Source organism: Desulfitobacterium nosdiversum (assembly GCF_049860565.1).
GTDB classification, from domain to species: Bacteria; Bacillota; Desulfitobacteriia; order Desulfitobacteriales; family Desulfitobacteriaceae; genus Desulfitobacterium_A; species Desulfitobacterium_A nosdiversum.
Map to the genome: position 1 here is coordinate 1962280 of NZ_CP172056.1, position 24547 is coordinate 1986826.

At 41.1% G+C, this 24547-nt stretch carries 28 protein-coding genes; 26 read left to right on the forward strand and 2 right to left on the reverse strand.

The genetic code is table 11. The annotated features are described in order from the left end of the window. Nucleotides 1–16: 16 nt before the first annotated feature. From ACHOLT_RS09355 to ACHOLT_RS09450, 20 genes are all read left to right on the forward strand, one after another. Nucleotides 17–2194, forward strand: coding sequence for a RelA/SpoT family protein (locus ACHOLT_RS09355; RefSeq protein ID WP_425807506.1), 2178 nt, complete (start codon nt 17–19; stop codon nt 2192–2194). Between the two features lie 2 nt (nt 2195–2196). Continuing rightward, on the forward strand, nt 2197–2646 hold the full coding sequence (gene dtd, locus ACHOLT_RS09360; RefSeq protein WP_425807508.1) for a D-aminoacyl-tRNA deacylase: 450 nt from the start codon (nt 2197–2199) through the stop codon (nt 2644–2646). Nucleotides 2647–2686: 40 nt separating this feature from the next. Beyond that, the gene (locus tag ACHOLT_RS09365) at nt 2687–3316 is read left to right on the forward strand and encodes an MBL fold metallo-hydrolase (protein WP_425807510.1); all 630 of its coding nucleotides are present in this window, start codon (nt 2687–2689) and stop codon (nt 3314–3316) included. Continuing rightward, entirely contained in the window at nt 3313–4926 is a 1614-nt protein-coding gene (gene hemZ, locus ACHOLT_RS09370) for a coproporphyrinogen dehydrogenase HemZ (protein WP_425807512.1), read from the forward strand. The genes ACHOLT_RS09365 and hemZ overlap by 4 nt, the downstream gene beginning before the upstream one ends. A gap of 76 nt (nt 4927–5002) precedes the next feature. Continuing rightward, a complete protein-coding gene (locus ACHOLT_RS09375) occupies nt 5003–5764 on the forward strand; it encodes a TetR/AcrR family transcriptional regulator (RefSeq protein ID WP_425807514.1) in 762 nt (253 codons plus the stop codon). After that, nucleotides 5688–6710 (forward strand): HlyD family secretion protein, encoded by a 1023-nt coding sequence (locus tag ACHOLT_RS09380; protein ID WP_425807516.1) that lies wholly within the window; start codon nt 5688–5690, stop codon nt 6708–6710. Before ACHOLT_RS09375 ends, ACHOLT_RS09380 begins: the two co-directional genes overlap by 77 nt. An 11-nt stretch (nt 6711–6721) precedes the next feature. Beyond that, nucleotides 6722–7495, forward strand: coding sequence for an ABC transporter ATP-binding protein (locus ACHOLT_RS09385; protein ID WP_425807518.1), 774 nt, complete (start codon nt 6722–6724; stop codon nt 7493–7495). Then, on the forward strand, nt 7495–8643 hold the full coding sequence (locus ACHOLT_RS09390; RefSeq protein ID WP_425807520.1) for an ABC transporter permease: 1149 nt from the start codon (nt 7495–7497) through the stop codon (nt 8641–8643). The genes ACHOLT_RS09385 and ACHOLT_RS09390 overlap by 1 nt, the downstream gene beginning before the upstream one ends. A gap of 79 nt (nt 8644–8722) precedes the next feature. Beyond that, nucleotides 8723–9343 (forward strand): DNA-deoxyinosine glycosylase, encoded by a 621-nt coding sequence (locus ACHOLT_RS09395; protein ID WP_425807522.1) that lies wholly within the window; start codon nt 8723–8725, stop codon nt 9341–9343. Nucleotides 9344–9417: 74 nt separating this feature from the next. Then, a complete protein-coding gene (gene rarD, locus ACHOLT_RS09400; RefSeq protein WP_425807523.1) occupies nt 9418–10332 on the forward strand; it encodes an EamA family transporter RarD in 915 nt (304 codons plus the stop codon). Between the two features lie 619 nt (nt 10333–10951). Continuing rightward, entirely contained in the window at nt 10952–12223 is a 1272-nt protein-coding gene (gene hisS / locus ACHOLT_RS09405; protein WP_425807524.1) for a histidine--tRNA ligase, read from the forward strand. Then, nucleotides 12223–14004 (forward strand): aspartate--tRNA ligase, encoded by a 1782-nt coding sequence (gene aspS / locus ACHOLT_RS09410; RefSeq protein ID WP_425807525.1) that lies wholly within the window; start codon nt 12223–12225, stop codon nt 14002–14004. The genes hisS and aspS overlap by 1 nt, the downstream gene beginning before the upstream one ends. Before the next feature lie 89 nt (nt 14005–14093). Further along, nucleotides 14094–14375 (forward strand): metal-sensitive transcriptional regulator, encoded by a 282-nt coding sequence (locus ACHOLT_RS09415; protein WP_425807526.1) that lies wholly within the window; start codon nt 14094–14096, stop codon nt 14373–14375. Nucleotides 14376–14464: 89 nt separating this feature from the next. Further along, a complete protein-coding gene (trxA, locus tag ACHOLT_RS09420) occupies nt 14465–14794 on the forward strand; it encodes a thioredoxin (RefSeq protein WP_425807527.1) in 330 nt (109 codons plus the stop codon). Nucleotides 14795–15110: 316 nt separating this feature from the next. Then, complete coding sequence (locus tag ACHOLT_RS09425; RefSeq protein ID WP_425807529.1) at nt 15111–15506, forward strand: DUF2809 domain-containing protein; 396 nt, start codon at nt 15111–15113, stop codon at nt 15504–15506. A gap of 92 nt (nt 15507–15598) precedes the next feature. Further along, nucleotides 15599–16024 carry a hypothetical protein gene (locus ACHOLT_RS09430; RefSeq protein WP_425807531.1) on the forward strand — a complete coding sequence of 142 codons (426 nt, stop codon included), beginning with the start codon at nt 15599–15601 and terminating at the stop codon, nt 16022–16024. Nucleotides 16025–16368: 344 nt separating this feature from the next. After that, nucleotides 16369–17046: a hypothetical protein gene (locus ACHOLT_RS09435; protein WP_425807532.1), complete on the forward strand. Its 678-nt coding sequence runs from the start codon at nt 16369–16371 to the stop codon at nt 17044–17046. Nucleotides 17047–17466: 420 nt separating this feature from the next. Then, nucleotides 17467–17979: a hypothetical protein gene (locus ACHOLT_RS09440; protein ID WP_425807534.1), complete on the forward strand. Its 513-nt coding sequence runs from the start codon at nt 17467–17469 to the stop codon at nt 17977–17979. 515 nt (nt 17980–18494) lie between these two features. Next, entirely contained in the window at nt 18495–19124 is a 630-nt protein-coding gene (locus ACHOLT_RS09445; RefSeq protein ID WP_425807536.1) for a LysE family translocator, read from the forward strand. Between the two features lie 110 nt (nt 19125–19234). Further along, entirely contained in the window at nt 19235–19978 is a 744-nt protein-coding gene (locus tag ACHOLT_RS09450; RefSeq protein ID WP_425807538.1) for an AAA family ATPase, read from the forward strand. A gap of 306 nt (nt 19979–20284) precedes the next feature. Here ACHOLT_RS09450 and ACHOLT_RS09455 read toward each other — a convergent pair whose 3' ends face one another. Continuing rightward, complete coding sequence (locus ACHOLT_RS09455) at nt 20285–20551, reverse strand: type II toxin-antitoxin system death-on-curing family toxin (protein WP_425807540.1); 267 nt, start codon at nt 20549–20551, stop codon at nt 20285–20287. 2 nt (nt 20552–20553) lie between these two features. Further along, nucleotides 20554–20724 (reverse strand): hypothetical protein, encoded by a 171-nt coding sequence (locus tag ACHOLT_RS09460; RefSeq protein ID WP_425807542.1) that lies wholly within the window; start codon nt 20722–20724, stop codon nt 20554–20556. A 125-nt stretch (nt 20725–20849) separates the two neighbouring features. Between ACHOLT_RS09460 and ACHOLT_RS09465 the strand changes: the two genes are divergently transcribed. From ACHOLT_RS09465 to ACHOLT_RS09490, 6 genes are all read left to right on the forward strand, one after another. Then, nucleotides 20850–20990: a hypothetical protein gene (locus tag ACHOLT_RS09465; RefSeq protein WP_425807544.1), complete on the forward strand. Its 141-nt coding sequence runs from the start codon at nt 20850–20852 to the stop codon at nt 20988–20990. Nucleotides 20991–21240: 250 nt separating this feature from the next. After that, on the forward strand, nt 21241–21717 hold the full coding sequence (locus ACHOLT_RS09470) for a methylated DNA-protein cysteine methyltransferase (RefSeq protein WP_425807545.1): 477 nt from the start codon (nt 21241–21243) through the stop codon (nt 21715–21717). 46 nt (nt 21718–21763) lie between these two features. After that, entirely contained in the window at nt 21764–22129 is a 366-nt protein-coding gene (locus ACHOLT_RS09475; protein WP_425807546.1) for an MmcQ/YjbR family DNA-binding protein, read from the forward strand. Nucleotides 22130–22496: 367 nt separating this feature from the next. Continuing rightward, on the forward strand, nt 22497–23249 hold the full coding sequence (locus ACHOLT_RS09480; RefSeq protein ID WP_425807547.1) for a class I SAM-dependent methyltransferase: 753 nt from the start codon (nt 22497–22499) through the stop codon (nt 23247–23249). A gap of 169 nt (nt 23250–23418) precedes the next feature. Continuing rightward, entirely contained in the window at nt 23419–23790 is a 372-nt protein-coding gene (locus ACHOLT_RS09485; protein ID WP_425807548.1) for a DUF4180 domain-containing protein, read from the forward strand. 52 nt (nt 23791–23842) lie between these two features. Beyond that, entirely contained in the window at nt 23843–24445 is a 603-nt protein-coding gene (locus tag ACHOLT_RS09490; RefSeq protein ID WP_425807549.1) for an HAD family hydrolase, read from the forward strand. Nucleotides 24446–24547 lie beyond the last annotated feature (102 nt).

The window sequence follows — 24547 nt, forward strand, 5'->3', positions numbered from 1 at the left end:
TGAGAGGGGTTAAGGAATGTCGGAAAGCGAATTCTTAGAGAGTGTGCGAAAAGTTTTTCCAAAAGGTTCAGAATTGGTGGAAAAAGCGTATCGTTTTGCAGAAGAAGCACACCGAGGACAACTTCGCAATTCGGGAGAAGACTATATCCAGCACCCTCTTGAAGTGGCTAAAATCCTGCTTGAATTGGAAATGGATGAAGCGACGCTTGCGGCTGCCCTTCTTCATGATGTGGTAGAAGATACGAAGTACACCATTGCTGATATTGAAAAGGAGTTTGGTCCTCAGGTCGCATTAATGGTGGACGGCGTTACGAAGCTCGGACGGATCGAATATAAATCAAAAGTCGAACAGCAGGTTGAAAACCTGCGCAAGATGTTTTTAGCCATGGCTAAGGACATTCGTGTAATCCTCATCAAATTGGCAGACCGCCTTCATAATATGCGGACTTTAAAATATCATACAGTAGAAAAGCAAAAAGAGATTGCTCGCGAAACTTTAGAGATTTTTGCTCCTCTTGCTAACCGATTAGGGATATTTCGCATTAAATGGGAGTTGGAAGACCTCTCTTTTCGTTATTTAAAGCCCCAAGAGTATTATGATTTGTCGGAAGGGATTGCCTTTAAGCGCCGTGAGAGGGAAGCTCATATCAATGAAGTGATTGAGCAGCTGGGGCCCCGGCTTGAAGAAGTTGGAATAAAGGCTGATATTGCCGGACGGCCGAAGCATTTTTACAGCATTTATCGGAAAATGGTCACTCAGAAGAAGGAACTGAGTGAAATTTATGATTTAACGGCAATTCGTGTTATTGTGGATTCAGTCAATGATTGTTATGGTGCGCTAGGTATCATTCATACCATGTGGAAACCGCTTCCCGGGCGTTTTAAGGATTATATCGCGATGCCTAAACCGAATATGTATCAATCACTGCATACAACGCTTGTCGGTGCGCATGGAGAACCGTTTGAAATACAGATTCGAACTTGGGAAATGCATCGTACGGCTGAATATGGTATTGCGGCGCACTGGAAATACAAAGAGGGCGGCAAAGCTCAGTCCGGCAGTTTTGAACAAAAGCTCTCTTGGCTTCGTCAGCTTCTTGAGTGGCAGCATGATTCTCGGGATGCAGGAGAATTCATGGAGTCTTTGAAAATCGATCTTTTTGCGGATACTGTCTTCGTGTTTACACCTAAAGGCGATGTCGTTGAGCTGCCGGCAGGTTCCTGCCCCGTTGATTTTGCTTATCGCGTTCATACGGATGTAGGACATCGTTGTGTGGGAGCAAAGATCAATAGCCGAATTATTCCACTCGAAACGAAACTGACCAATGGAGACATTGTTGAAATACTGACGTCAAAACAGGGAAACGGTCCGAGCCGGGACTGGCTGTCCTTTGTCAAAACCTCACAAGCCAAAAACCGGATACGTGCATGGTTCAAAAAAGAAAAACGAGAAGAAAATATTGTTCGGGGCCGCGAGGGTTTAGAGCGCGAAGCCCGGAAGCTTGGATTTGATCCCGCTGTATTTCTTAAGCCCGAGACCCTTATGGCGATTGCTAAAAGTTATAATATTGCTACACTGGAAGATCTTTATGCGGCTATGGGGGATGGAGCGGTCACTGTTACTAAAGTTTTGACGCGACTGCGGGATGATTTAAGCAAGGAAGAAAAGGAAAAGCTCCAATTAGCATCGCTCCAGCAGGGAGAGGCTAAACCGTCAAATACTTACGGTAAAGCGAGCCAAGGGGTTCGGGTCAAAGGCGTGGATAATATTCTTATCCGGTTCTCCCGATGCTGTAATCCACTGCCGGGGGATGATATTGTAGGCTATATTACACGCGGGCGCGGTGTATCGATTCATCGCCGAGATTGTGATAATATAAAAGCACACCATGAAGATGAGTTGAATCGAATGGTCGAGGTGGTTTGGGATGACGCCCAGGCTGATACGATTTATCCGGTCGATGTTGAAATTTTCGGTTTAGACCGAGCTAGACTCGTTACGGACGTAATGAATGTGGTTATGGAGACGCGTACCCATATTTTAGGAATCAATGCTCGGGTAAGCAAAGATAAAATGGCCCATATCCAGTTAAGCATTGAGATTAGAAACTTGGGTCACTTATATAATGTCATGCAAAAGGTACGCAAGGTTAAAGATGTAACTTCTGTCGAACGCGTTTATTCGGGAGGATAATCATGCGGAGTGTAGTGCAACGTGTAAGCAGAGCTGCTGTTCGCGTCGACGGTGAAACCGTTGGCCAAATTGCAAAAGGTTTTTTGGTTTTGCTTGGGGTAGGTAGGGAGGACTCTTCACAAGACTTGGATTGGATGGTTGATAAAATCATTGGTTTAAGGGTATTTGAAGATGAAGAGGGAAAAATGAATCGTTCAATCCTTGAGGAAAAGGGCGAAATACTGCTTGTTTCTCAATTTACCCTTTATGGAGATTGCCGAAAAGGCAGACGTCCCAGTTTTTCAACAGCTGCCCCCCCTCAAAAGGCGAAAGCTCTTTATGACGAGGCAGCGGCTAAAATCGCTGCACGCGGAGTTTCAGTCGAGACAGGAATTTTTCAGGCGGATATGAAGATAGATTTAGTCAATGACGGACCAGTAACTTTACTTTTAGATAGTGAGAAGACCTTCTAGTTAAGATTTTGGAACGTGATTAGAAAGGGAGATGAGCATAATGCTTGAAAGTCGTGCAATGGGCGTAATGGGAGCAAATTGTTATATTTTCAGCTGTCCGGAAACCAAAAAGGCCATATTGATTGATCCCGGGGCGGAGGCAAAGCGAATTCAGCGTTGGGTTCTCGAAAAGGGATACCAGTTGGAATATATTTTACTTACGCATGGACATCCGGATCATATTGGCGCAGTAGATGAGCTGAGAGATGTATTTGGGATCAAAGTGGGCATTCATGCGGGAGATGCAGGAATGCTTACGAATGGCAAGAAAAATCTTTCGACCTTGTTTGGACCTTTGATCACAGTTCGACCTGTTGATTTCTACCTTGAAGACGGTCAGAATTTCATGGTTGGAAATCTTAATCTATCGGTTCTAGCGACCCCAGGACATTCCCAAGGGGGTGTCTGCTTCCTGACCCCTGATGGGCTTATAAGCGGAGATACGCTTTTTGCCGGTTCAATTGGCCGCACGGATTTTGCAGGAGGCAATTATGAACAGCTCATCGACAGCATTCAAAAAAAATTGATGGTTTTGCCTGAAGACACCTTAGTTTTTCCCGGACATGGGGAAGCGACGACAATTGGTCAGGAAAAAAGAGAAAATCCGTTTTTACAGGGAACCATCAAATGATTACTCGGCCTCACAATCTTAAACTTACAAGTAAAAGTTTTTCCCGCTCCGAATTGGAAGCGGGACTTTCCTTAATCCGTGCTTTTTTTCCGGAGACTAAAGTACGGATTATTGAAGCTGCGGAATCTTGGGATTCATTCAATTCAGCCCCTGCTGCTTCGGCTTCGGATGATAAGCGCGATGCTGCTGACCAGCTTGTCTTGGCTAGAGCGTCTGTTATCGAGGTTGAGGCAGCTTTCTCAGAGCGGCCATATTCTGTTACGGCGAGTTTTTATAAGGAACAGGTTTATGCGCAGTTCAATTCAAGAGGTACAGATCAAATTAAGCTGAATGACCAGGAGATTGAGGCTATTCTTGCCTCCCCTAAGGCAGGGAAAGAAACGGAACGCAAGGTTTTGCTTAAACATGGACTCTTTCATTTACTGGCTCAAGTTACCGGACATATACCGCCCTGGGGAATTTTAACAGGTATAAGACCCAGCAAAATTTTACATCGCTTAAATGACTTGGGAATTGAAAAAGCGGAAGCACAACGTATTTTAGAGAAATACTATTTAATAAGAGAGGATAAAGTCCGGCTTTTGCAAAAAGTTGTGGAGATTCAGCGTCCTTTCCTTAAAAAGATAATGGCCCATCCGGAGCAGGTCGCTGTCTATGTCGGCATTCCTTTTTGTCCAACGCGTTGTACCTATTGTTCTTTCCCCGCCTATTCCCTGCAGCGAGGAAGAGAACCGCTTCATGCTTATTTAAAGGGGCTTTATGAGGAGATTCGGATTACGGGCGCGTGGATGAAGGAAACCGGATGCTTTACAAGTGCTTTTTATATGGGTGGGGGCACTCCTACGATTCTCACTATTTCTGAACTCACCGATTTATTGCAATGGATCCGCAAGAATATTCCAATGTCAGAGGACCTTGAATTCTCTGTAGAAGCCGGACGTCCAGACACACTTTCGAAGGATAAGCTTCAAGCTCTTCGCGAACAAGGGGTTAACCGCTTAAGCATTAACCCGCAAACAATGCATAATCATACATTGAAGCGGATTGGACGAGCCCATTCTGTTGAAGATATCGTGAATATCTATGCTCTTGCCCGCGAAATACCGGGGTGGGAGATCAATATGGATTTAATTTTAGGCCTTCCGGGCGAAAGTGTTCATGAAATCCAAGAATCTCTTCAACAAATCGGAGAGTTAAAACCGGATAACCTTACTGTCCATGTCCTTTCGATTAAAAGAGGCTCAAAAGAGCATGAAGCCGGGCTAGTTCAGAATTTAAACGGGGAAATGGAGGACATGCAGAAAAGCGTACTTGCAAGTGCCCAGGCTTTAGGCATGCATCCCTATTACCTCTATCGGCAAAAGCATATTGCAGGGAATCTTGAGAATATTGGCTTTGCCTTGCCTGGTGCAGAGTGCGGTTATAATATTGGAATTATGGAAGAACGTCAATCTGTGATTGGACTTGGGGCAGGTGCTTCCAGTAAAATCATTAATCCGGAGGATTACTCGCTTGTTAATCTTCAGCATCCTTCAAATTGGCAGGTGTATTTGGAACGGTGGAGAGAGATTCATCAAACGCGGGTTATGAAGTTAAGTATTGACAAATAAAAAATTTTAGCGGAAAATATGAGTAAGTACTCACTTAATTATTGCTTTTACTCAATATAAGAGAGGAATAAACGCCATGGATGAATTTGAAAAATTATTTAATTTTCACTGGCAGGGGGAAGGAAGTCCTCATGAACAACTCACGGAAAAGCAATGGAACATCTTGAAAGCCGCATTAACGATTTTTCTGGAAAAGGGATACAGCGCAGCAACAACCAGTGAGATTGCCCGTGCGGCAGGCGTAGCGGAAGGAACGATTTTCAGGCATTTTAAAACCAAAAAAGATATTCTTCTAGCAACGATTATTCCACTCATGCAGAATCTGGTCGGGCCTGGAGTTTCCGGTTCATTGCAAGAGCTTTTGACCGAAAATGAGAAGCTTCCGCTTGAAGAGGTACTGCTTATCATCATGGAAGACCGTCAGCGGCATGTACAACGAATTTTCCCTCTGTTAAAGGTAATCTTGGTGGAAGCTAATTTTCACCCGGAATTAAAAGAAGCCTTAATGAATGGAGTAATTCTCCCCAGCCAGAAGTTTTTTCTCCGGTTTATTGAGCAACGGCAAAAAAAAGGAGAATTACGTCAAGATATGGATTCTTGGGTTTTAGCCCGTTCCTTAGTCGGAGCCTTTGCCTTTTATCTCATTTCCCTTTCCTTATTTCCACCGATGGGAGAAACACGACAGAACTGCGAAGAAATCAAAGGGGTTATTCAGATTTTTCTCGATGGAGCTCGTAGTTTAGATCAAGGAGGAGACACCCATGAAAAGGAGAGTCATTGCCCTAATTCTTTTTATATCAGTTCTGGGAACCGCCGTTTGGCTGGGAACCAAGAATAATCTCTGGAATAAATCTGGAGATCGTACTTATTCAGGTACGATTGAGACGACAGTAGTACCGGTTCAACCGGAACAAGGCGGAAAATTGACGGAAGTCCTTGTTCAGGAAGGACAGAGTGTGAAAGCCGGGGATGTTCTTGCCCGTCAAGATGACCGGGCCGCAAAAATTTCTTTGGAAAGCGCCAAAGGACAGCTTCAGCAGGCACAGGCTAAACTCAATGATATGTTAAACGGGTCCCGTTCGGAGGAAGTTCGCCGTTTACGGGCTGTCCTGTCGCAGGCCCAAGCGACAGAAGATGGGCTGGCTCAAAATGTACAGTTTGAAGAAAAAAATCTAGCGGATTTAAAACAGCTTTACAGTGCTGGGGCAATATCGAAGAAAGATGTGGATGCTGAGCAGAATAAACTGGATTCAGTTACCGCCCAGCATGAAAGTGCTAAAGCTCAGGTGGATGCAGCCCAGGCCAGCCTTGATCAGGCCTTGGCAGGCTTTACCGAACCTTCGATCGAGGCTCAGAAATCAGCGGCCAATGTTGCAGAACAGGGAGTAAATGCTGCCCAATTGTCGCTTGAAAAAACGGTCATTAAAAGCCCGCTTAATGGAGTGGTGCTTTACCGCCATGTGGAACCGGGGCAAGTCGTCAACCCGGGAGCGCCGATCATTACCTTAAGCAACCCGGAAGATCTTTGGATTAAGGTCTATGTCCCTGATGCTGAACTTAAGTTAGTGAAGATTGGCCAAGCAGCCCGTGTCAGCGTGGATGCTTATCCAAACCAGACGTTTAAGGGTGAGGTTATCTATATCTCCGATCAGGCGGAGTTTACACCTAAAAACGTGCAGACTAAGGAAGAACGCACCAAAATGGTCTATGCCGTAAAGGTTAAATTAAATGAGGGAAAAGACGTGCTTAAAGCGGGGATGCCTGCTGACGTTTTATTTCAGTGAGGGGTGAGAATATGAATCTCGCCATTGAGTGCCAGGGGCTAATGAAGCGTTTTGGAAATTACACCGCAGTGAGTGGCGTTAGCTTTGAATTGCCTGCAGGTTCAATTTTGGGCTTTGTCGGACCGAATGGAGCGGGGAAAACGACCGTAATACGAATGCTTTGCGGAGTTTTGCTTCCTACAGAAGGAAAAGCAAAAGTTTTAGGCTATGATGTCTTGACACAATCCGAGGAGATCAAACAGCGGATCGGCTATATGTCGCAGAAGTTCAGCCTGTATGAGGATTTAACGGTTGCCGAGAATTTCGATTTCTATGCAGGAATCTATAACCTAAAAGGGCAGGAAGCAAAAAAGAGAAAAGCAGAAGTCATCGAGCGGATGGGTGTCCAGGATCGGCTCAGCCAACTTGTAGGGTCTCTATCGGGGGGATGGAAACAAAGGGTAGCCTTAGGATGTGCCTTGCTCCATCAACCGCAGCTCCTTGTTTTGGATGAACCGACGGCAGGAGTTGATCCGGTTTCCCGTCGTGTTTTTTGGGATATTATCCGTCAGCTTTCGCGTGAAGGGATAACGATTCTTGTGAGCACCCATTACATGGATGAAGCTGAAAGCTGCGACTATCTCGGTTTTGTCTTCTACGGACGTTTGATTGCTTTTGGGTCACCGGCAGAAATGAAAGCTCGCGAAGGAAAAGATAACCTCGATGACCTCTTCATTCATTATGTTGAGCATGAAGCCCCAGAGGATCCGCGCAATCAGACTCTTACGCAAAGGAGGCCCCTCTGATGCGATTTTTCAATTTTAATATAACCCGTTTTGTGTCTATCCTAAAAAAAGAAATTATCCAAATCCGCAGAGACCGCGCTAGCTTAGCAATCGCGGTAGGAATGCCCGTAATTATGCTTCTTCTTTTTGGGTATGCAGTGAACACTGATGTTGAACATTTGCCAACAGTGGTTTGGGATCAGTCTCAGAGCACCTCAAGTCGTGAGATTATCCAGGCTTTTAAGAATACGAACTATCTTGACCCCGATTATTATGTCCAAGGGTACCCTGAAGTTGAGGACAAACTGGACCGCGGTCATGCCCGTGTGGCCATTGTGATTCCCCCGAATTATGGAAAGAATTTAAATGGGGGAGAACAGGCTACGGTTCAGGTTTTGATGGATGGTTCTGATCCAACGGTTGCAAGGGCAGCCACTTCGGCGGTTCAACTTCTGGGATTGAATAAGTCTTTGCAGATTCAGAATGAACGGCTGCAAGAACAAGGAAGCACTGGTTCTTCCTCAATGCCGATCAATGTAGAAACTCGCGTTTGGTATAATCCGGATATGAAATCGACAGTTTTTAACATTCCGGGTTTAATCGGGCTTATTCTTCAAAATGTTATTGCGATGCTGACTGCTTTTTCGATGGTTCGGGAGAAAGAAAGAGGAACGATGGAGCAATTGGTCGTTACACCCGTACGTTCTTTGGAATTGCTGTTAGGTAAACTTGTACCGTTCATATTGATTGGTTTTATCTCCTTATCCCTCATTTTAGTGGTGGGAATCTTTTGGTTTGGAGTATACCCCAAAGGGAGTATCACTCTGCTTATCCTTTTAGCGACGATTTTTATTTTTACAGTTCTGGCGATTGGGCTTCTGATATCAACTGTATCAAAAACTCAGCTTCAAGCAATGCAAATGACGTTTCTTCTGATCTTGCCGTCCATTCTTTTATCAGGCTTTATATTTCCGCGAGAGACCATGCCTAAGTTTTTGCAGATCCTGGGCGGACTCCTTCCCTTGACCTATTTCCTTGAAATTGTGCGGGGAATTTTCCTTAAAGGGATTGGAATTGAGTATCTGTGGCAGGATGCGGCGGCGTTATGCGTGTTTGCGGTTCTGTTGATCGCACTTGCGGCTAAAAAGTTTAAGAAGAACTTGGATTAAAGATTGGGGAAGTGCAAGGCCGCCCTCGAAGAAGGCGGTCTTATGTTTTTATGCCTTATGTATTTATGGGGAGGATGTAATGATAGTTCAAGGTTTTAAACCGGTAATTGATCATCATTCACACATCTTGATTCTCGGTTCTATGCCAAGCGAGGAGTCACTGAAAAGGCAGGAGTATTATGCCAATTCTCGAAATCAATTTTGGCGGATTATGGAGATTCTGTTTGATCAAGATAACAGACAAGATAACAAAGACGAATTGATCGAAAAAGAAGTCCTTGAACGGTCAGATTATGCACAAGTGAACGAACATAAAGAGAAGTATAATTATAAATCGAACAGACGACAGCAGTTGGACATTTCTTACGCTCAAAAACTAGAATTTGTCCTTCGTAATCAACTCGCTCTTTGGGACGTTATCGCAGCCTGTGAGCGGGAGGGAAGCCTCGACTCCAATATTAAATCTCCTGAACCCAATAGGTTTGCCGAGCTGTTTGCCCAATATCCCAATATTCACTACCTGGCATTTAACGGGCAAAAGGCCTTTGACGTATATCAGCGTCAGGTCGGTTTGAATCTCAAGGAAGGATTGATATATAAGGCACTTCCTTCGACAAGCCCTGCAAATACGATGAGCTTGGAACGGAAAATAGAAGAGTGGAAAATTCTCAAAGACTGGATTAATCATACCGAAAAATGAAATTTTCTTGATCTTGGGGTTAGTTATCCGATAAAATAAGTCGTAGCTTTCACGAAAATTCTGGGGGATAAAGGATGCTGAATTATAACAATCATTCTGAGCAGACAAAAGGGATTATTTACACAATGGGGGCGTTCAGTGCTTGGGGGTTGCTCCCAATCTATTGGAAACAATTGAACACGATATCACCCATGGGAATTCTCGCTAATCGGATTATCTGGTCATTCGTCTTTGTCGCTGTTCTTCTCAGCTTAAAAAAACAATGGGGTAAGACATGGTCCCTATTTAAAAACCTTACGACTGTTTTGAGCCTCGTTCTAAGTTCGTTTATCATTACCCTGAATTGGCTGATCTATATTTGGGCGGTTAACAGTAATCATGTCGTGGAGGCAAGTTTAGGCTATTACATTAATCCGTTAATCACGGTTCTTTTAGGTATTCTTGTTTTACATGAGCGGCTGGATCGGTGGCAGGTTGTTTCGATTGCACTTGCTGCCATCGGAATTTTGATTTTAACCGTAGAATTCGGAAAGATACCCTGGATTGCTTTATCCTTGGCTATAACCTTTGCGCTTTATGGATTGGCGAAACGATTGATTCAAGCGGATGCTTTGACGGGAATTGCTCTTGAAACTTTGATTATGGTCCCTGCAGGGCTTATTTACTTAACTTTTTTTCAAGGGCAAGGTGCAATCGATTTAGGAAAAATCAATGGTTGGACGATGCTGCTCCTTGCCGGCAGCGGAGTTGTTACGGCGACCCCTCTTCTCTGGTTTGCGCAAGGAGCAAAAACGATTCCGTTTGCGACAGTCGGGTTTATTCAATATGTTTCTCCCACATTAAGTTTGCTTCTCGGAGTTTTTCTTTATAAAGAAAGCTTTTCAATGGTTCACGTTTTCAGTTTTAGCTTTATCTGGACAGCGGTTGCTATATTTACGATTTCGAGATTATATGTTGTCGCACCCGCAGGAAACGCAGTTAAAAATTAAGACCGGGTTTCCCCGGCCTTAATACGTATCTTCTGTTGATCCAATCAGTCTGGACTAAGATAACGGTCAGCCTGATTGGGCTTTGGGGTTTTATCATCCGGATTGGGTGCATGAGTACGGGTTTTATCCGTTTTTTTATTGGTCACAATAATTCCTCCTCGTTTTACAATTATGGATTGTTTCTTTTTTTAGAGTAACCTTTTCCTATAGAAAAAATGTAAAACTATAATTAGACGTATAATTGTACATTAGGAACAGATTATGCACAGAATATTAAAATCTAATAATAGTTTCTTTAGATTGACAAGATTATCTATATTTTGTATGATGTAAAATTATAAGGATATTTATCTTGATTCCTTGATTAAATTCTTAGGAAGAGACTGTGCAATATCTCTCGAACAGGGAGGGCCGGCAGGACTGAAACCGGTCTGAGAGACGCTTAGGAGGACACCCTAAGAAAAGGAAAAAGAGTCGGGCGGTTCCGTTAAAAACCAAAAAGTGGGCGAAAAATTTATTTTTCGTCAACAAGGGTGGCACCACGGGAGCTCTCGTCCCTTGCTTATCGGCAAGGGATTGAGAGCTTTTTTTATGCTTTAAAAGGAGGGATTATATATATATGAGTATTCAGCGTCCCAAAGGAACCCAGGATTTACTTCCAGGCGTTATTGAAAAATGGCAAGACCTTGAACAGCATATTCGTACAATTTGCCGAGAATACGGTTATGAGGAAATTCGTACCCCTATATTTGAAGCAACGGAGCTTTTTCAACGGGGAGTAGGGGAGACGACGGACATTGTCAATAAGGAGATGTATACCTTTCTTGACAAAGGAGATCGGTCGGTTACTTTACGGCCGGAAGGGACCGCTTCGGTTTGTCGGGCTTATGTAGAAAATAAATTATATGGGGGGCAGCTCCCCGTCAAACTTTTCTATATGGGACCGATGTTTCGTTATGAACGGCCGCAAGCCGGACGTTTCCGCCAATTTCATCAATTCGGAGTTGAAGTTCTTGGGGCGGACAAGCCCATAGTTGATGCTGAAGTCATTACACTCGTCTGGGATTTATATACGCGGTTAGGATTAAAAGGACTGGAAGTCCATGTTAATTCTGTAGGCTGTCCAACGTGTCGTGCTGTGCATCGGACAAAGCTCCAGGAATTCTTAGCTCCGCGCCGTGAACAGCTTTGCAAGGATTGCCAGGATCGGTTTGAACGGAATCCCATGCGGATTTTGGATTGTAAAAATCCAACCTGTCAAGAGATAACACAAGGTGCACCGACTACCTTAGATACTCTTTGCCCGGACTGTTTGGAACATTTTCAGGAATTAAAAGAGCTTTTGACAGCGGCTGGGGTAAGCTTTAAGGTAGATCCGCGTCTTGTCCGCGGTTTAGATTACTATCGCAAGACAGCCTTTGAAGTTTTGGTAGAAAATATCGGGGCGCAAAGCGCAATTTGCGGCGGAGGCCGTTATGATGGGCTTGTTGAACAAGTCGGAGGTCCTCAAACTCCGGGAATTGGTTTTGCTATGGGAATGGAACGCGTTTTAGCGGCCTTACAAGCCTCCAACCCATTAAACAATTTGACGAAAAAAGAATTTGTTCGTTTTGTCGCCTTAGGTGAAGAGGCTCAGAAGAAATGCTTTACCTTTGTCAGTCAGTTAAGACGTAAAGGAATTCCCGCCAGTATCGATTTGCTGGGCAGAAGTCTAAAAGCACAGCTGAAAACAGCAGATAAAGCACAAGCCCGGTATGCCGCAATAATCGGAGAAGATGAAATGAACCGGCAGGTTGTCATATTACGTGACTTAACCCTCGGCGAACAAACAGAATTGCCTTTTGCAGAGACAGAAGAAGAACTTATTCAGAAATATAGGGAGGAACAATAATGACAGTTTTGGCAGAACGTATTGAAGCAGGAAGCTTGCGGGTTTCCAACATCGGAGATTCCGTTCGTTTATTAGGATGGGTGCAGCGCCGCAGAGATCATGGCGGAGTTATATTTGTTGATCTTCGTGATCGCTCAGGTTTAGTGCAGGTCGTTTTTAACCCGGATATTCCTAACTTCTCAGAAGCGGAACGTTTAAGATCTGAATTTGTCGTTTCGATTTTAGGTAAAGTTCGTCAAAGACCCGACGGAGCTACAAATCCAAATTTGGCTACCGGTGAAATTGAAGTCGTAGCTCAAGAACTCGAAATTTTAAATACAGCCAAAACCCCTGCTTTTTATATTCAAGATGATGTCGATGTTGATGAAACCGTGCGTCTTAAATATCGCTATCTTGATTTGCGCCGTCCGGAAATGCAGAAGGTTTTTAAAACCCGTCATCAAGTCACTCAAATTATGCGGCGTTTCCTTGACAGCAAAGGTTTCTACGAAATTGAGACTCCTATGTTGACTAGGTCCACCCCTGAGGGTGCCCGTGATTACCTTGTCCCGAGCCGGGTTCATCCTGGTGAATTTTATGCTCTTCCTCAATCTCCTCAACTTTTTAAGCAATTGCTCATGGTTTCTGGAATGGAGAAATATTTCCAAATCGCACGCTGCTTCCGTGATGAGGACCTGCGGGCGGATCGTCAACCGGAATTTACGCAATTGGATATGGAGATGTCCTTTGTTGAGATCGAAGATATTTTACCAATGATGGAAGAATTGATCGTTCGCATTTTTAAGGAAACATTGGGAAAAGATATATCTCGTCCCTTCCAGCGTTTAACTTATCAAGAAGCGATGGAGCGATATGGCTCTGACAAGCCGGATACTCGCTTTGGCATGGAATTTGTAGACGTTGCGGAGGTTGTTAAGGATTCCAATTTTAAAGTGTTTACAGATACCCTGGCTAAGGGAGGCCGAGTTAAAGGAATTTGCGCCAAGGGCTGTGCAGGAATGCCTCGCCGCGAGCTTGACGGCCTGGTCGAATATGTACATCAATTCGGGGCTAAAGGTCTTGCTTATATTGTTCTGGGAGAAGAAGGCGTCAAATCTCCAATTGCCAAATTCTTTACGGAAGATCAGTTAAATCAACTGATCACGCTTATGCGCGGTGAAGCCGGCGATATCCTCTTCTTTATTGCCGATAAACCCGTAGTTGTAGCTGATGCTCTGGGTCATATTCGTCTTGAGCTGGCTAAACGCTTGGAGCTGATTCCTGAAGGTGCGTTAAGTTTCCTTTGGGTTACCGAATTTCCGCTCTTAGAATGGGATGAAGAAGAGAAACGGTATGTGGCCATTCACCATCCGTTTACAGCTCCTATGGATGAAGATGTACAGCTTATTAAAACCGAACCGGGAAAAGTACGCGCTAAAGCCTATGATATGGTCTTAAACGGAGTTGAATTAGGAGGCGGGAGTATTCGGATTCATCGCCGTGAAGTCCAAGAGCAGATGTTTGAACTGCTTGGATTCACACCAGAAGCAGCAGTAGCCCAGTTCGGGTTCCTACTTGAAGCCTTCGAGTATGGTACGCCTCCGCATGGCGGAATGGCTTTTGGTCTAGACCGTTTAATCATGCTTCTTACAGGAAAGGATACAATCCGCGATGTAATTGCCTTCCCGAAGACGCAAAGCGCTTCAGATTTAATGAGTCAAGCTCCTTCTCCAGTAGCGGATAAACAGCTCAAAGAGCTTCATATCAAAACGAATATTCCTGAGCTCAAAACAAAAATGTAATTAAACAAAAAAGAGTTTGACAGAGAAAATATTAGAGAATATAATGAACATGTAACTACCCCCTACGGGTATATGGGAGAGCGAATAATATGCATGATGAGTGTCCCTATTCCCCAGCGAAAGAAGATCTTATCCGTCGTCTGAAGAAAATTGAGGGTCAGGTCAAAGGACTCCAGCGCATGATTGAGAGTGACAAGTATTGCACGGATGTCTTGGTTCAGGTTGCAGCGGTGAGAGCTGCGATTAACAAGGTGGGTACCATGATTTTCGAACATCATTCACGCGGCTGTTTAGAGAAAGCACTTGTAGAAGACGATAAAGATGCCGCTGTCGAAGAACTCATTAGTGTACTCACAAAATTTGTCCGTTAATTATTAGGTTCCATGTTTCGATAACCCTGGTACGGATAAGTATCTTTATAATGGGTGAAACAAACAGTATTTGAGGAGGTTTATTTGAAATGGCAGGAGCAAATCTTAAAACGTTTACCGCAGAAAATTGGGAGAAAGATGTTTTGGGCTCAGAGAAGCCTGTCTTAGTTGACTTTTGGGCAGCTTGGTGCGGACCATGCCGGATGGTGGCTCCAATTGTTGAAGAGCTGGCTGAAGAATATGCAGGCAAGATTACAATCGGTAAGCTGAATGTTGATGAGCAAGGACCGGTTGCGGGTAAGTATGGAATTATGAGCATTCCGACCCTCGGTATTTTCAAAGGCGGTCAAATGGTTGATAAAATCGTTGGCTTCCGTGGAAAAGCTGATCTCGTTAAAATGTTAGAAGCTCACGCTTAAATTCAAATTATCAGTTGAAACGAAAAGACAGAGAACGGTGCAATGTGCATTGTTCTCTGTCTTTTTCTATTCTGAAGAAGGATATTTATTCCAATAAGGCGAAGACATGTACAATAAAGATATACGAAACAGGTTCGCAATCCCTCCATATTTGGAGAATTTGCGAAATGCGGGAATACAGTTATACGTCATGTTCGGTCTATTTGTTTTCAGAATGAATGTATAATGAAGGAAATTATTAGTTTTCATCATATAGTCCCTTTCAAACTCTAAGAGTTTTTTAGAGATAGCAATATTCGTTGAGAGGATTGCCATTATGTTAGTTAAGAGGAATGGTTTTACATATTTTGCTTTGGTAATTATTGTTGTGATACTAGGTCTGGGCGCCAGATATTTGTCAGTACATTTACCTAATTGGATTAATATATACTTGGGTGATGTTTTATGGGCACTCATGGTTTATTTCCTTTTCGGCCTCATATTTAGGACTATAGAGACAAGATGGATTGCAGTACTAGCTTTTTTGTTTTCTTTCGGTATTGAGATAAGTCAATTGTATCATTCACAGTGGATTGACTCGTTAAGACAGACAAGGTTAGGCGGATTAGTTTTGGGTTACAGTTTTTTGTGGAGTGATTTAGTTTCATATAGTATTGGAATTAGTGTAGGTGTCCTCTTAGAAAGATTCATTATTCTTACCAAAAATCGTTGAGAGTTGAACATTGATGTGCAAATACTAATTACTTGTGAATGCTTTATTTTGCCAAACGACGTATAACAACACATTCCCGTAACTTTGCCAATATGAATGTAGTATGGGCTACGGGAACACGAAAACGTCCGAAACCATACGCAAAGACCGCGCGTCCATGTACGGATTACGGTGTGGTTGCTGGTCGCACTTGTAGCATAAAGCGTAGCAAAAAGAAGGTGTGGTTTATGTTTATGAAATTCGTGTTGGAAAAGGGGCTATTAAGAATTTTATATAAATTTTTTTCCGTTACAACATTGATTTTTGCGGTTTTGTCATTCTTTAATATAGAAAACTGGTTCCTTCGAATTTTTATGCAAGGAAGTCTTAGCTTAATGATGCTATTTATGGGTATGGAGACTATTTCACAGGAAAAAGAAAAATATAAATTAGGATATTTGCATATCGGAGTAGCTGCTTTTTTATTTTTTGTTATGATTCATACAATTGTTGTTGGCATTAAAATAGGTGCTTTCTAATTTAAGACAGAATACATTTAAGTATTACTATCACATTAATTACGACGCATCATTCTTATTTTGTGATCTGGAAGTTCTGCAGGTGAATGTTCAAGGCAGCGCCGTCCATGGCGCTGTCTGAGTCACGGGGCACGATACATCGTAGAACAGCAGGTTCCCGCCATTTAGAACAGATGAATGTGATTGGGGCGCAGCGGGAATCTGCGAGAAGTTATGCGAAACCGTACGCAAAAGGACGCTCGTCCATGCGCGGATTTTCTAGAGAACAGCTTTGTAGCTATTATCATATTTATAGAATAAAATGCCATAAGATTTTGTAGAGAATATTTTTAGAGGAGAAATTGATGAATAAATATAGGAAAATAGCTATCGCCATAATAGTATTAACGGTGATACTAGCTTTTTGGCTTTATGGAACGGAATATTCTTCATCGGCGGAACCTCAAAAGATTTCTGAAACCTTAACAGATTATCTTTTTAATGATGATGTACAAGTGACGGTTATACAAACTGAAAAAATTGATAATCGGATGTTAGTGTCATTTACTGATAAACGATATGAAAACTTTATGGGGTTAGCAGTGTTTAAGCGTGGTCTAAATCTGCGATGGCTTCCACTTTCTGCAAACTATAGTAGTGGCATTTCTGTAGAGGCACACCCCTTTACCATTGGTAGTAAAGATTATGTTGCTATTTATGGGATAAACTGTGTACCTAATATTACTTATTATGAATACGTTACGACTGACTCGAATCCAGAGATTCTGTATTCAAATAGCGTGAGTGAGTCAAACTTCATTGACATCTACGAATTTAAGACTGGTTATTGGCCAAAGTTAAGATTATTTGACTCTGTTGGTAATGATCTAGCACCTGAATTGCGAAAATCACGTGTAAATCAAAACATTCCAAGTGTAGGCGTTGGAACTGCTGAAGATTTTATGATAAACGTATTTTGTTTGTTTATACTCCTTATTGGCTTCGCTATAGCGCGGTTTTTTTGGATATTCAAGCCAGAGTAAATAGATAAATCTAACATTACTTAAGCCAGTTTAATAAAAAAATAATAATATCTTAGGTTTCCTCAAAGACAGTGCGTATTAGACTTTATAAAGGGTTCGAGGGGACGCCATCCGTGGCGGCCTCTGAGTAAGAAGTCGGAGCGCGCATCATATAACTCATTAGACCCCCATGCCGATGGCGCGGCACCATCGGAAGGATGAAAATTGGTTCATGTCGAACTTTCTCTTTGGCTGGCGAAGGTAGGTCTGGTCTCTATGGTGCTTCGAGCCCGTTCATTAGACAGACCGCAACGATCAGGTGTACCACAGATTGTTTCTTAAAGGTGAAATATAATAGTTTATATAGGTCATGTCCTATAAGTGCAGCATCCTATAAACAAACTGCGAAACATAGTTATATAGAGGGAGGTGAGTCTCGCTTTGAAAGTAATAAAATCGTTATTAAGGATATTAGCGATTACTGTTATTGGTTTACTAAGTGCTATTGTTCTAATAAGTCCGATTAAGAAGGATTTATGGGATGTAAATTCAAAGTTGTTAACAGACAAAGTATTATCAGTTGGGCAAAACATTGAAACAGTAAACTTATCAGATATAACGCCATTTGAATGGGATATGGTATATTCATTTCAGCCCTATACGCCTAAAGATAAGATATATAATGCAATAGGTTATGAATGGGATGAAATAAGTGAGACATTAAATGAAGGAATGAATCAAATAGTTTTTATGAACGATGGAAAAGTGGTTTGCTATGTATACGGTTACCCTTCAGATAATGGATTTTATATATCTTTCGATAGCTCAGATTATAAAAATGGTGTTGTTATGTTTGACGCAAAGGACAATTTGAGTTTTAAGGTAACAAAAAGTAAAAATATTTTGTATTTAGAGCAGGTTAAACACATGTATATTGCTTTGCAACATGCATAATTAGTTACACAAGAATTATGCGCATCGTTACTCATTTGGCATAGGTATATGAAAGCTTGCAGAAAGGGGTGGAGATATGCATCTAATATTGTTTATTTTGGCAGTGACATCATCCATGCTTTTATTTGTCAATTCTGTGTTTCTTATTAAGAGGATTAAAAATGAGAAGGATATTGCTTTTAACACGATAGTTGGAGCGGTCTTAGTAGGAATAAATGTATATTCAATTTTGTATATAATGTTATAAATGAAGGAGTACATGTGCGCTTTTATCTTAGTTTAAAAATAATGGTTAAGTTGAAGGGAGCCTACACATTCTTCTTATTTTGTGATCTGGAAGTCTTGCAGGTGAATGTTCAAGGCAGTACCGTCCATGGCGCTGTCTGAGTCACGGGGCACGTTACGTCGCAGAACAGCAGGTTCCCACCACTTAGAACAGATGAATGTGGTTAGGACGCAGCGGGTACCTGCGAGAAGTTATATAAAATTGCGTACGAAAGATTGGATTTGAGGATGTGGATTTAGCGTTTTTGATTAAGGGTGTAATCATCGGGTTTTCAATTGCGGCGCCAGTAGGCCCAATTGGAGTTCTTTGTATAAGGCGAACATTGGCAGAAGGAAGGTTATCTGGCTTTTTGTCAGGAATAGGCGTGGCTACAGCAGATGCAGCTTATGGAATGATCGCGGGTTTCGGGTTGACAAGCATATCAAACTTTTTAATTGGACAACAAATATGGCTAAGGCTTATGGGGGGACTCTTTCTTGGTTATTTGGGAATTAAGACATTTAAAATAAAACCCTCAGATGAGATAATATCGTCTAACAAACATGGGCTAATAGGGAATTACTTTTCTACATTTATACTCACAATTACAAATCCAATGACGATTATTTCTTTTGTAGCCGTCTTTGCTGGATTAGGCATAGGGACAATTCAAACTAATTATTACTCATCGTTAGTATTGGTAATAGGTGTATTTTTCGGGTCAGGCCTATGGTGGTTGACTTTGAGTACGATTATTGATGTCCTTGGAAAGAGATTTAACACTAAAGGATTGATATGGGTAAATAAGGTTTCAGGAATAATAGTATTGATATTTGGTCTTATTGCTCTGGCGAGCATCTGGGGGCGCAACTTTATATAACAAGGTGTTCCCGTAACTTGGCCAAAACGAAAGTAGTATAGCGCTACAGGAATACGAAACCGTTATAGGAAATCACCTGATTTGGGGTCTAGGAGAGGAAAGATGTAACATTGTCCTATCTAAAGAAAATATCGCTTAACTGGGAGCGCGTAGACAATAGAGATGACTATCCATATAACGTACCAGCCATTTCAAATTTAGATTCGCTTGATCTAGACCATAATGTTGTTTTCATCGTTGGCGAAAATGGGACAGGGAAATCAACCCTACTTGAGGCGATTGCCTATCAGTGTGGTTTTGGAATTGGTGGCGGTAGTAGGAATAATGACATTGAGTTATCAGACAAGAGTACATTATTGTCTTTGATTTTAACATTATCCTGGATGCCCAAAATAAATAGTGGCTTCTTTCTAAGATCAGAAACTTTCTTTGACTTTGCTAAACACTTAGATGAAATGGCAAAAGATATCTATTCGGGAGGTAGGCAAGTCTATGACGCTTATGGTGGAAAGTCCTTAAACCAGCAATCTCATGGAGAAGCATTCATATCAATGTTCATGAACCGATTTGGCGGAAGGAGTTTGTACATTCTTGATGAACCGGAGGCAGCACTCTCACCTCAGCGCCAATTCGCTTTTTTAAGTATCATTCATGAATTGGAAAAGGCAAAGAACGCACAGTTTATTATTGCAACCCATTCACCTATTTTAATGGCTTACCCAGGAGCGATTATTTACCAATGTGATGAAGACGGATTTAATCAGATTAATTATGAAGAAACAGACCACTATCGTTTAACCAAGTCCTTTCTCACTAATCCAGAAAGGTTCTTCAAACAACTATTTCAGGATTAGTGAACAGTTAGTGACTTCCTATAACTCAGAGTTCCCGCAACTAGAGAATGATGCAAGTGGTTGGGGCGCTGAGGGAACTCCTAAACGTTAGCTGAATGTTCCTTGCATGTTACCCTTAATGGTCAAGAAAAAGAAAAACAGACCCCTAAACGAGATCTGCGTTATTTAGTAATCGCTCTTTTAGCCAACTGGATAATTCGTTGAGATAAACGTCCAATTTCTCACTGGTAAATTGTAAACATGTTATCTGAATCGCCTTATCATAGGCCTCATCATCATTGACCAGGTCAGAATATCCGTTAATTTTCAATAGAATCGCTGCAGCATAAAGGCAACTCTTTTATTTCCATCTACAAAACAATGATTTTTGGTAAGGAAATACCAAAGCATAGCTGCTTTCTCAAAGAGAGTAGGGTATTTATCATAGCCGAAATGAGGGTATTGTTGGTCAAGAATGCTTTTAATTCTAAGCTCAGTATCCTTGTAGAATTCGAGACTACCGCCAAACATTTCAATAGCTTCTTTGTGAATCTCAAGAATATCCTCGATACACAGAAGCTCGAAATCATCCATAACTACTCAGCCAATTTCTTGAGGAGTTTAGAATGTTGTGATGTAACTTCTTTAAGTGCTTTAGAAATTTTCCTTTTATGTTCATTTGCAATATTTTGTTGAATACCGTTTTTGGGATCTTTGGCAATTGCCATATCAACATCCCTCTCAATATTATTACTCTCTTTATCCATATTGTACCACCCTTCATAAGTTCGAACAATTAGTTAGTAGTATTATTATTCAAAATGAAGGGATATAGTCTTCATGAGAAGAATTGAGAAAACGGAAACACTTCAGCTAACGGGAGAAGCTTCCAATGCAGGCTTATGAAAGTGTTTTTCCAGCAACCTTAAATGACAGAGATAATGTTTTTGAGTTTGAGGGGAAAGCCCCCGAAGTTTCATTTCGAAGATCATTTTCTGTAGATGAGACTGAGTTTGTACGCTTTGAGGCATGACAATCATCTTTACCAAGTTAAATTTGGGGGAGCAAAGAATGATATCATGCCTCAGCATATATTTGTGCTTTATATAGCCACCGCGCAGCAATTTAGTACAACAAAATATTCCCGACACTTGGAGAATTATGGAATGTGATAGGGGTGTGTCGGGAATACCTGAACGTTATATAAAATTACGCGTGAGAGTCGCCACGTCCTGTGGCGGATTAAATGATGTGAGCGAAGATTCATACGAGGAGGAGTATTTATGGCCAGAAAATCTTTCAACGAGAAACTGAATAATTCGAAAGACTTACCGAAAATTGAATTCATAGGCTATGACAATAAGATGGCTAAACGTTATGGCTGTGGCCATATGCTGATAGCGGCTCCTATTGAATATGATGAGGTAATGAAGAGAATTTCAAAAGGAAAGCTAATTACTTCAGACGAAATTAGAGCATACCTTGCTAAGAAACATAATGCAGACTTTACTTGTCAGCTTACTGCGGGGATTTTTATTAACATTGCAGCAAATGCGTCACAGGAACGTGAGAATTTAGGGGACAAAGATTTAACACCTTACTGGCGTACCTTGAAAAAACATGGTGAATTAAATGAAAAGTATCCAGGCGGCATAGAGCAACAAAGAATATTATTAGAGATGGAAGGTCATGAAGTAATAACGAAAGGTAAGCGACATTTTGTAATAGACTATGAAAAAGCATTATATGAATTGAAATAATACAATTTTATACGGTGTAATAGTGAGAAATGGAGAGTATTTTTCAATGAAATATGAATGGCTTGATGAGTATTGTCTATCTAAGAAAGGTGCTATTAAAGATTTTAAGGAAGAATGGGATGCAACAAGATACTTAGTAGGTGGAAAAATGTTTGCCATGAAAGGCGGAGACAAAGATAATAAAGCAATTATTACTTTAAAATGCGATCCGATTTTTTCACATTCTTTACGAGAACAATACCAACATATTGTTCCTGGCTATTATATGAATAAAGAACACTGGAACTCTTTGTATTTAGATGGTGATGTACCCGATGATATTTTAAAACAAATGATAGATATGTCATATGACTTAGTGGTTGAAAAGTTAAGTAAGAAAATGTTAAAGGAAATTACAGGAGGCTTCGTATAAACCAGAGTTCCTGCAACCTAGAGCAGATGAATGTGGTTGAGACGCTGCAGGAACTCCTGAACGTTAGGAAGGCCAAGAAGGTAGTCTGAATGTGTAGAGTGGCTATAAAGATGTCCAAGGGCGTCCTATCCGTGGTTGGCTCTGAGTTTTGAGTCGTCCAACTTCACATAAACATGGCATAGTCAAAAGTGTAAAGATGAATGTAGTTAGGACGCCTCGGCAATGCCCGGGTGTTAGGCGATAGATCATGCAGGAGGACGGGCAGCTTTGCTCGGATTTGGAAAGAGATTAGAATGAATTGTAATGCACATTTTAACAATATAGCGAAGTAAGAATTGATTGTATTATTAGCAGAAAAGAGGTTTATATGGATAATTATACAGAAATAAACTCCAAATTTTTTGACAAATGGGTTGAGGAAGGCTGGGAGTGGGGACGACCTATTAGCCATGAAGTTTATGAAAAAGCAAAGAATAATGATTGGGTTGTGCTATTAACACCTACAAAACCCGTACCAAAGGAATGGTTCTGCGAAATGAAGAATGCAAAAATACTGGGGTTAGCTTCAGGTGGTGGTCAGCAAATGCCAATATTTTCTGCATTAGGAGCAAATTGTACAGTATTAGATTATTCAGAAAAGCAATTGCTAACAGAAAAAGAGGTAGCAGAAAGAGAAAATTATAAGATTGAAATTGTTAGAGCGGATATTACAAATCCCTTGCCTTTTGAGGATGAATTCTTTGACTTGATTTTTCATCCCATTTCTAATTGCTATATTGAGGATGTATTTCCCGTTTGGATGGAGTGCTATAGAATTTTGAAAAAAGGAGGAATTTTATTAGCAGGAATAGATAATGGAATAAATTACATTTTTAATGATGAAGAAAAAACGATTATATATAAACTGCCATTTAACCCCTTGGAGGATAAACAACTATATGAAGATTCAATCAAAAATAATTGGGGAATTCAATTTTCTCATACCATTGAGGAACAAGTTGGTGGACAGCTGAAAGCAGGCTTTGTACTTACAGATATATACCAAGATACAAATGGTACAGGTATACTTCATGAATTCAATGTTCCAACCTATTATGCAACAAAAGCAATTAAGAAGTAAGATTATAAGAGTAATCTTTACCTAGTACTAGTAGTAACACTCTTTATCTAGTCCCAATCATAAGTATGATTCCATCATAGTTAGCAGGTGTTATTGGATAATTTCATTACATCTTAGGTTAACGGTTGGCTGCTTGAAAGCCTGAGGATACTACCGGACGGAGGACGAAATGAAAATCACTACGATAAAGCAAAGCAACATCGAAATTGCTGTTGTTAGCAGCAGCGAGATTATACTTAATGATGTTCAGTCGGCCTTGGATTTTATGGCAACTGTACAGTATGAAACTGGATCTAGATATATTATTTTAAATAAATCAGCAATATGTGAAGAGCTTTTTAACTTGAAAACAAAACTTGCAGGGGAAATATTGCAGAAGTTTGCTAATTACCATGTAAAGATAGCAATAGTCGGTGATTTTTCTGCTTACACCAGTAAAAATCTTAAAGATTTTATTTACGAAAGTAATAACGGAAATGATGTATTTTTCTTAGCAAACGAAACGCAGGCTGTTGAAAAGTTCGCTGCCATGAAAAATTAGGATAATCTAAGTTTAGACTATGTCGTATTAATCCTGGGGTGGTTCAAGGGGTATGATAAAAAACATTATTTTCGATTTGGGAAATGTATTACTGAATTTTAAACCATTAGAGTACATAAATAGAAAGATTCCCGAACAATCAAGTGGTACTCAGATCTATGAAGAAATTTTTAAGAGCTTAGAATGGCTAATGCTTGATAGGGGATTAATAACTGAAGATGATGCACTGGATAGGATATGTGATAGAAATAGAGAAATGAATCAGCAAATAAGGGAAGTGATGGATAACTGGTATCAAATGCTTACCCCAATAGAAAGTGTAGTAGAAGTTTTGATAGAATTAAAACAAATAGGATATAAAGTCTATTTCTTATCCAATTTTCATTTATTAGCCTTTGAAGACGTAACCAAAAGATATGATTTTTTTTCGGTTTTCGATGGCGGTATTGTTTCATTTAAGGAAAAACTAATGAAACCGGAGAAAGATATTTATGATAAATTAATTAAAACCTATGAAATCAATCCCCATGAGTCAATCTTTATTGATGATACAAAGGAAAATATTGAAGGCGCAATAAAGTTAGGGTTTAAAACCATACATTTCACAACACCTCTTGAGCTAAGAAAACAATTGTCCAAGTTGTGTATTCTTTGAGGATGCGGTAGAAGTGGAACAGCCAGCAAGAAGAAGGCAAAGAAGAAGCGTCGCAAACTGATGATGTAGCCGCAGTCGATTGCTGCTTCAGCCTCGTATGGC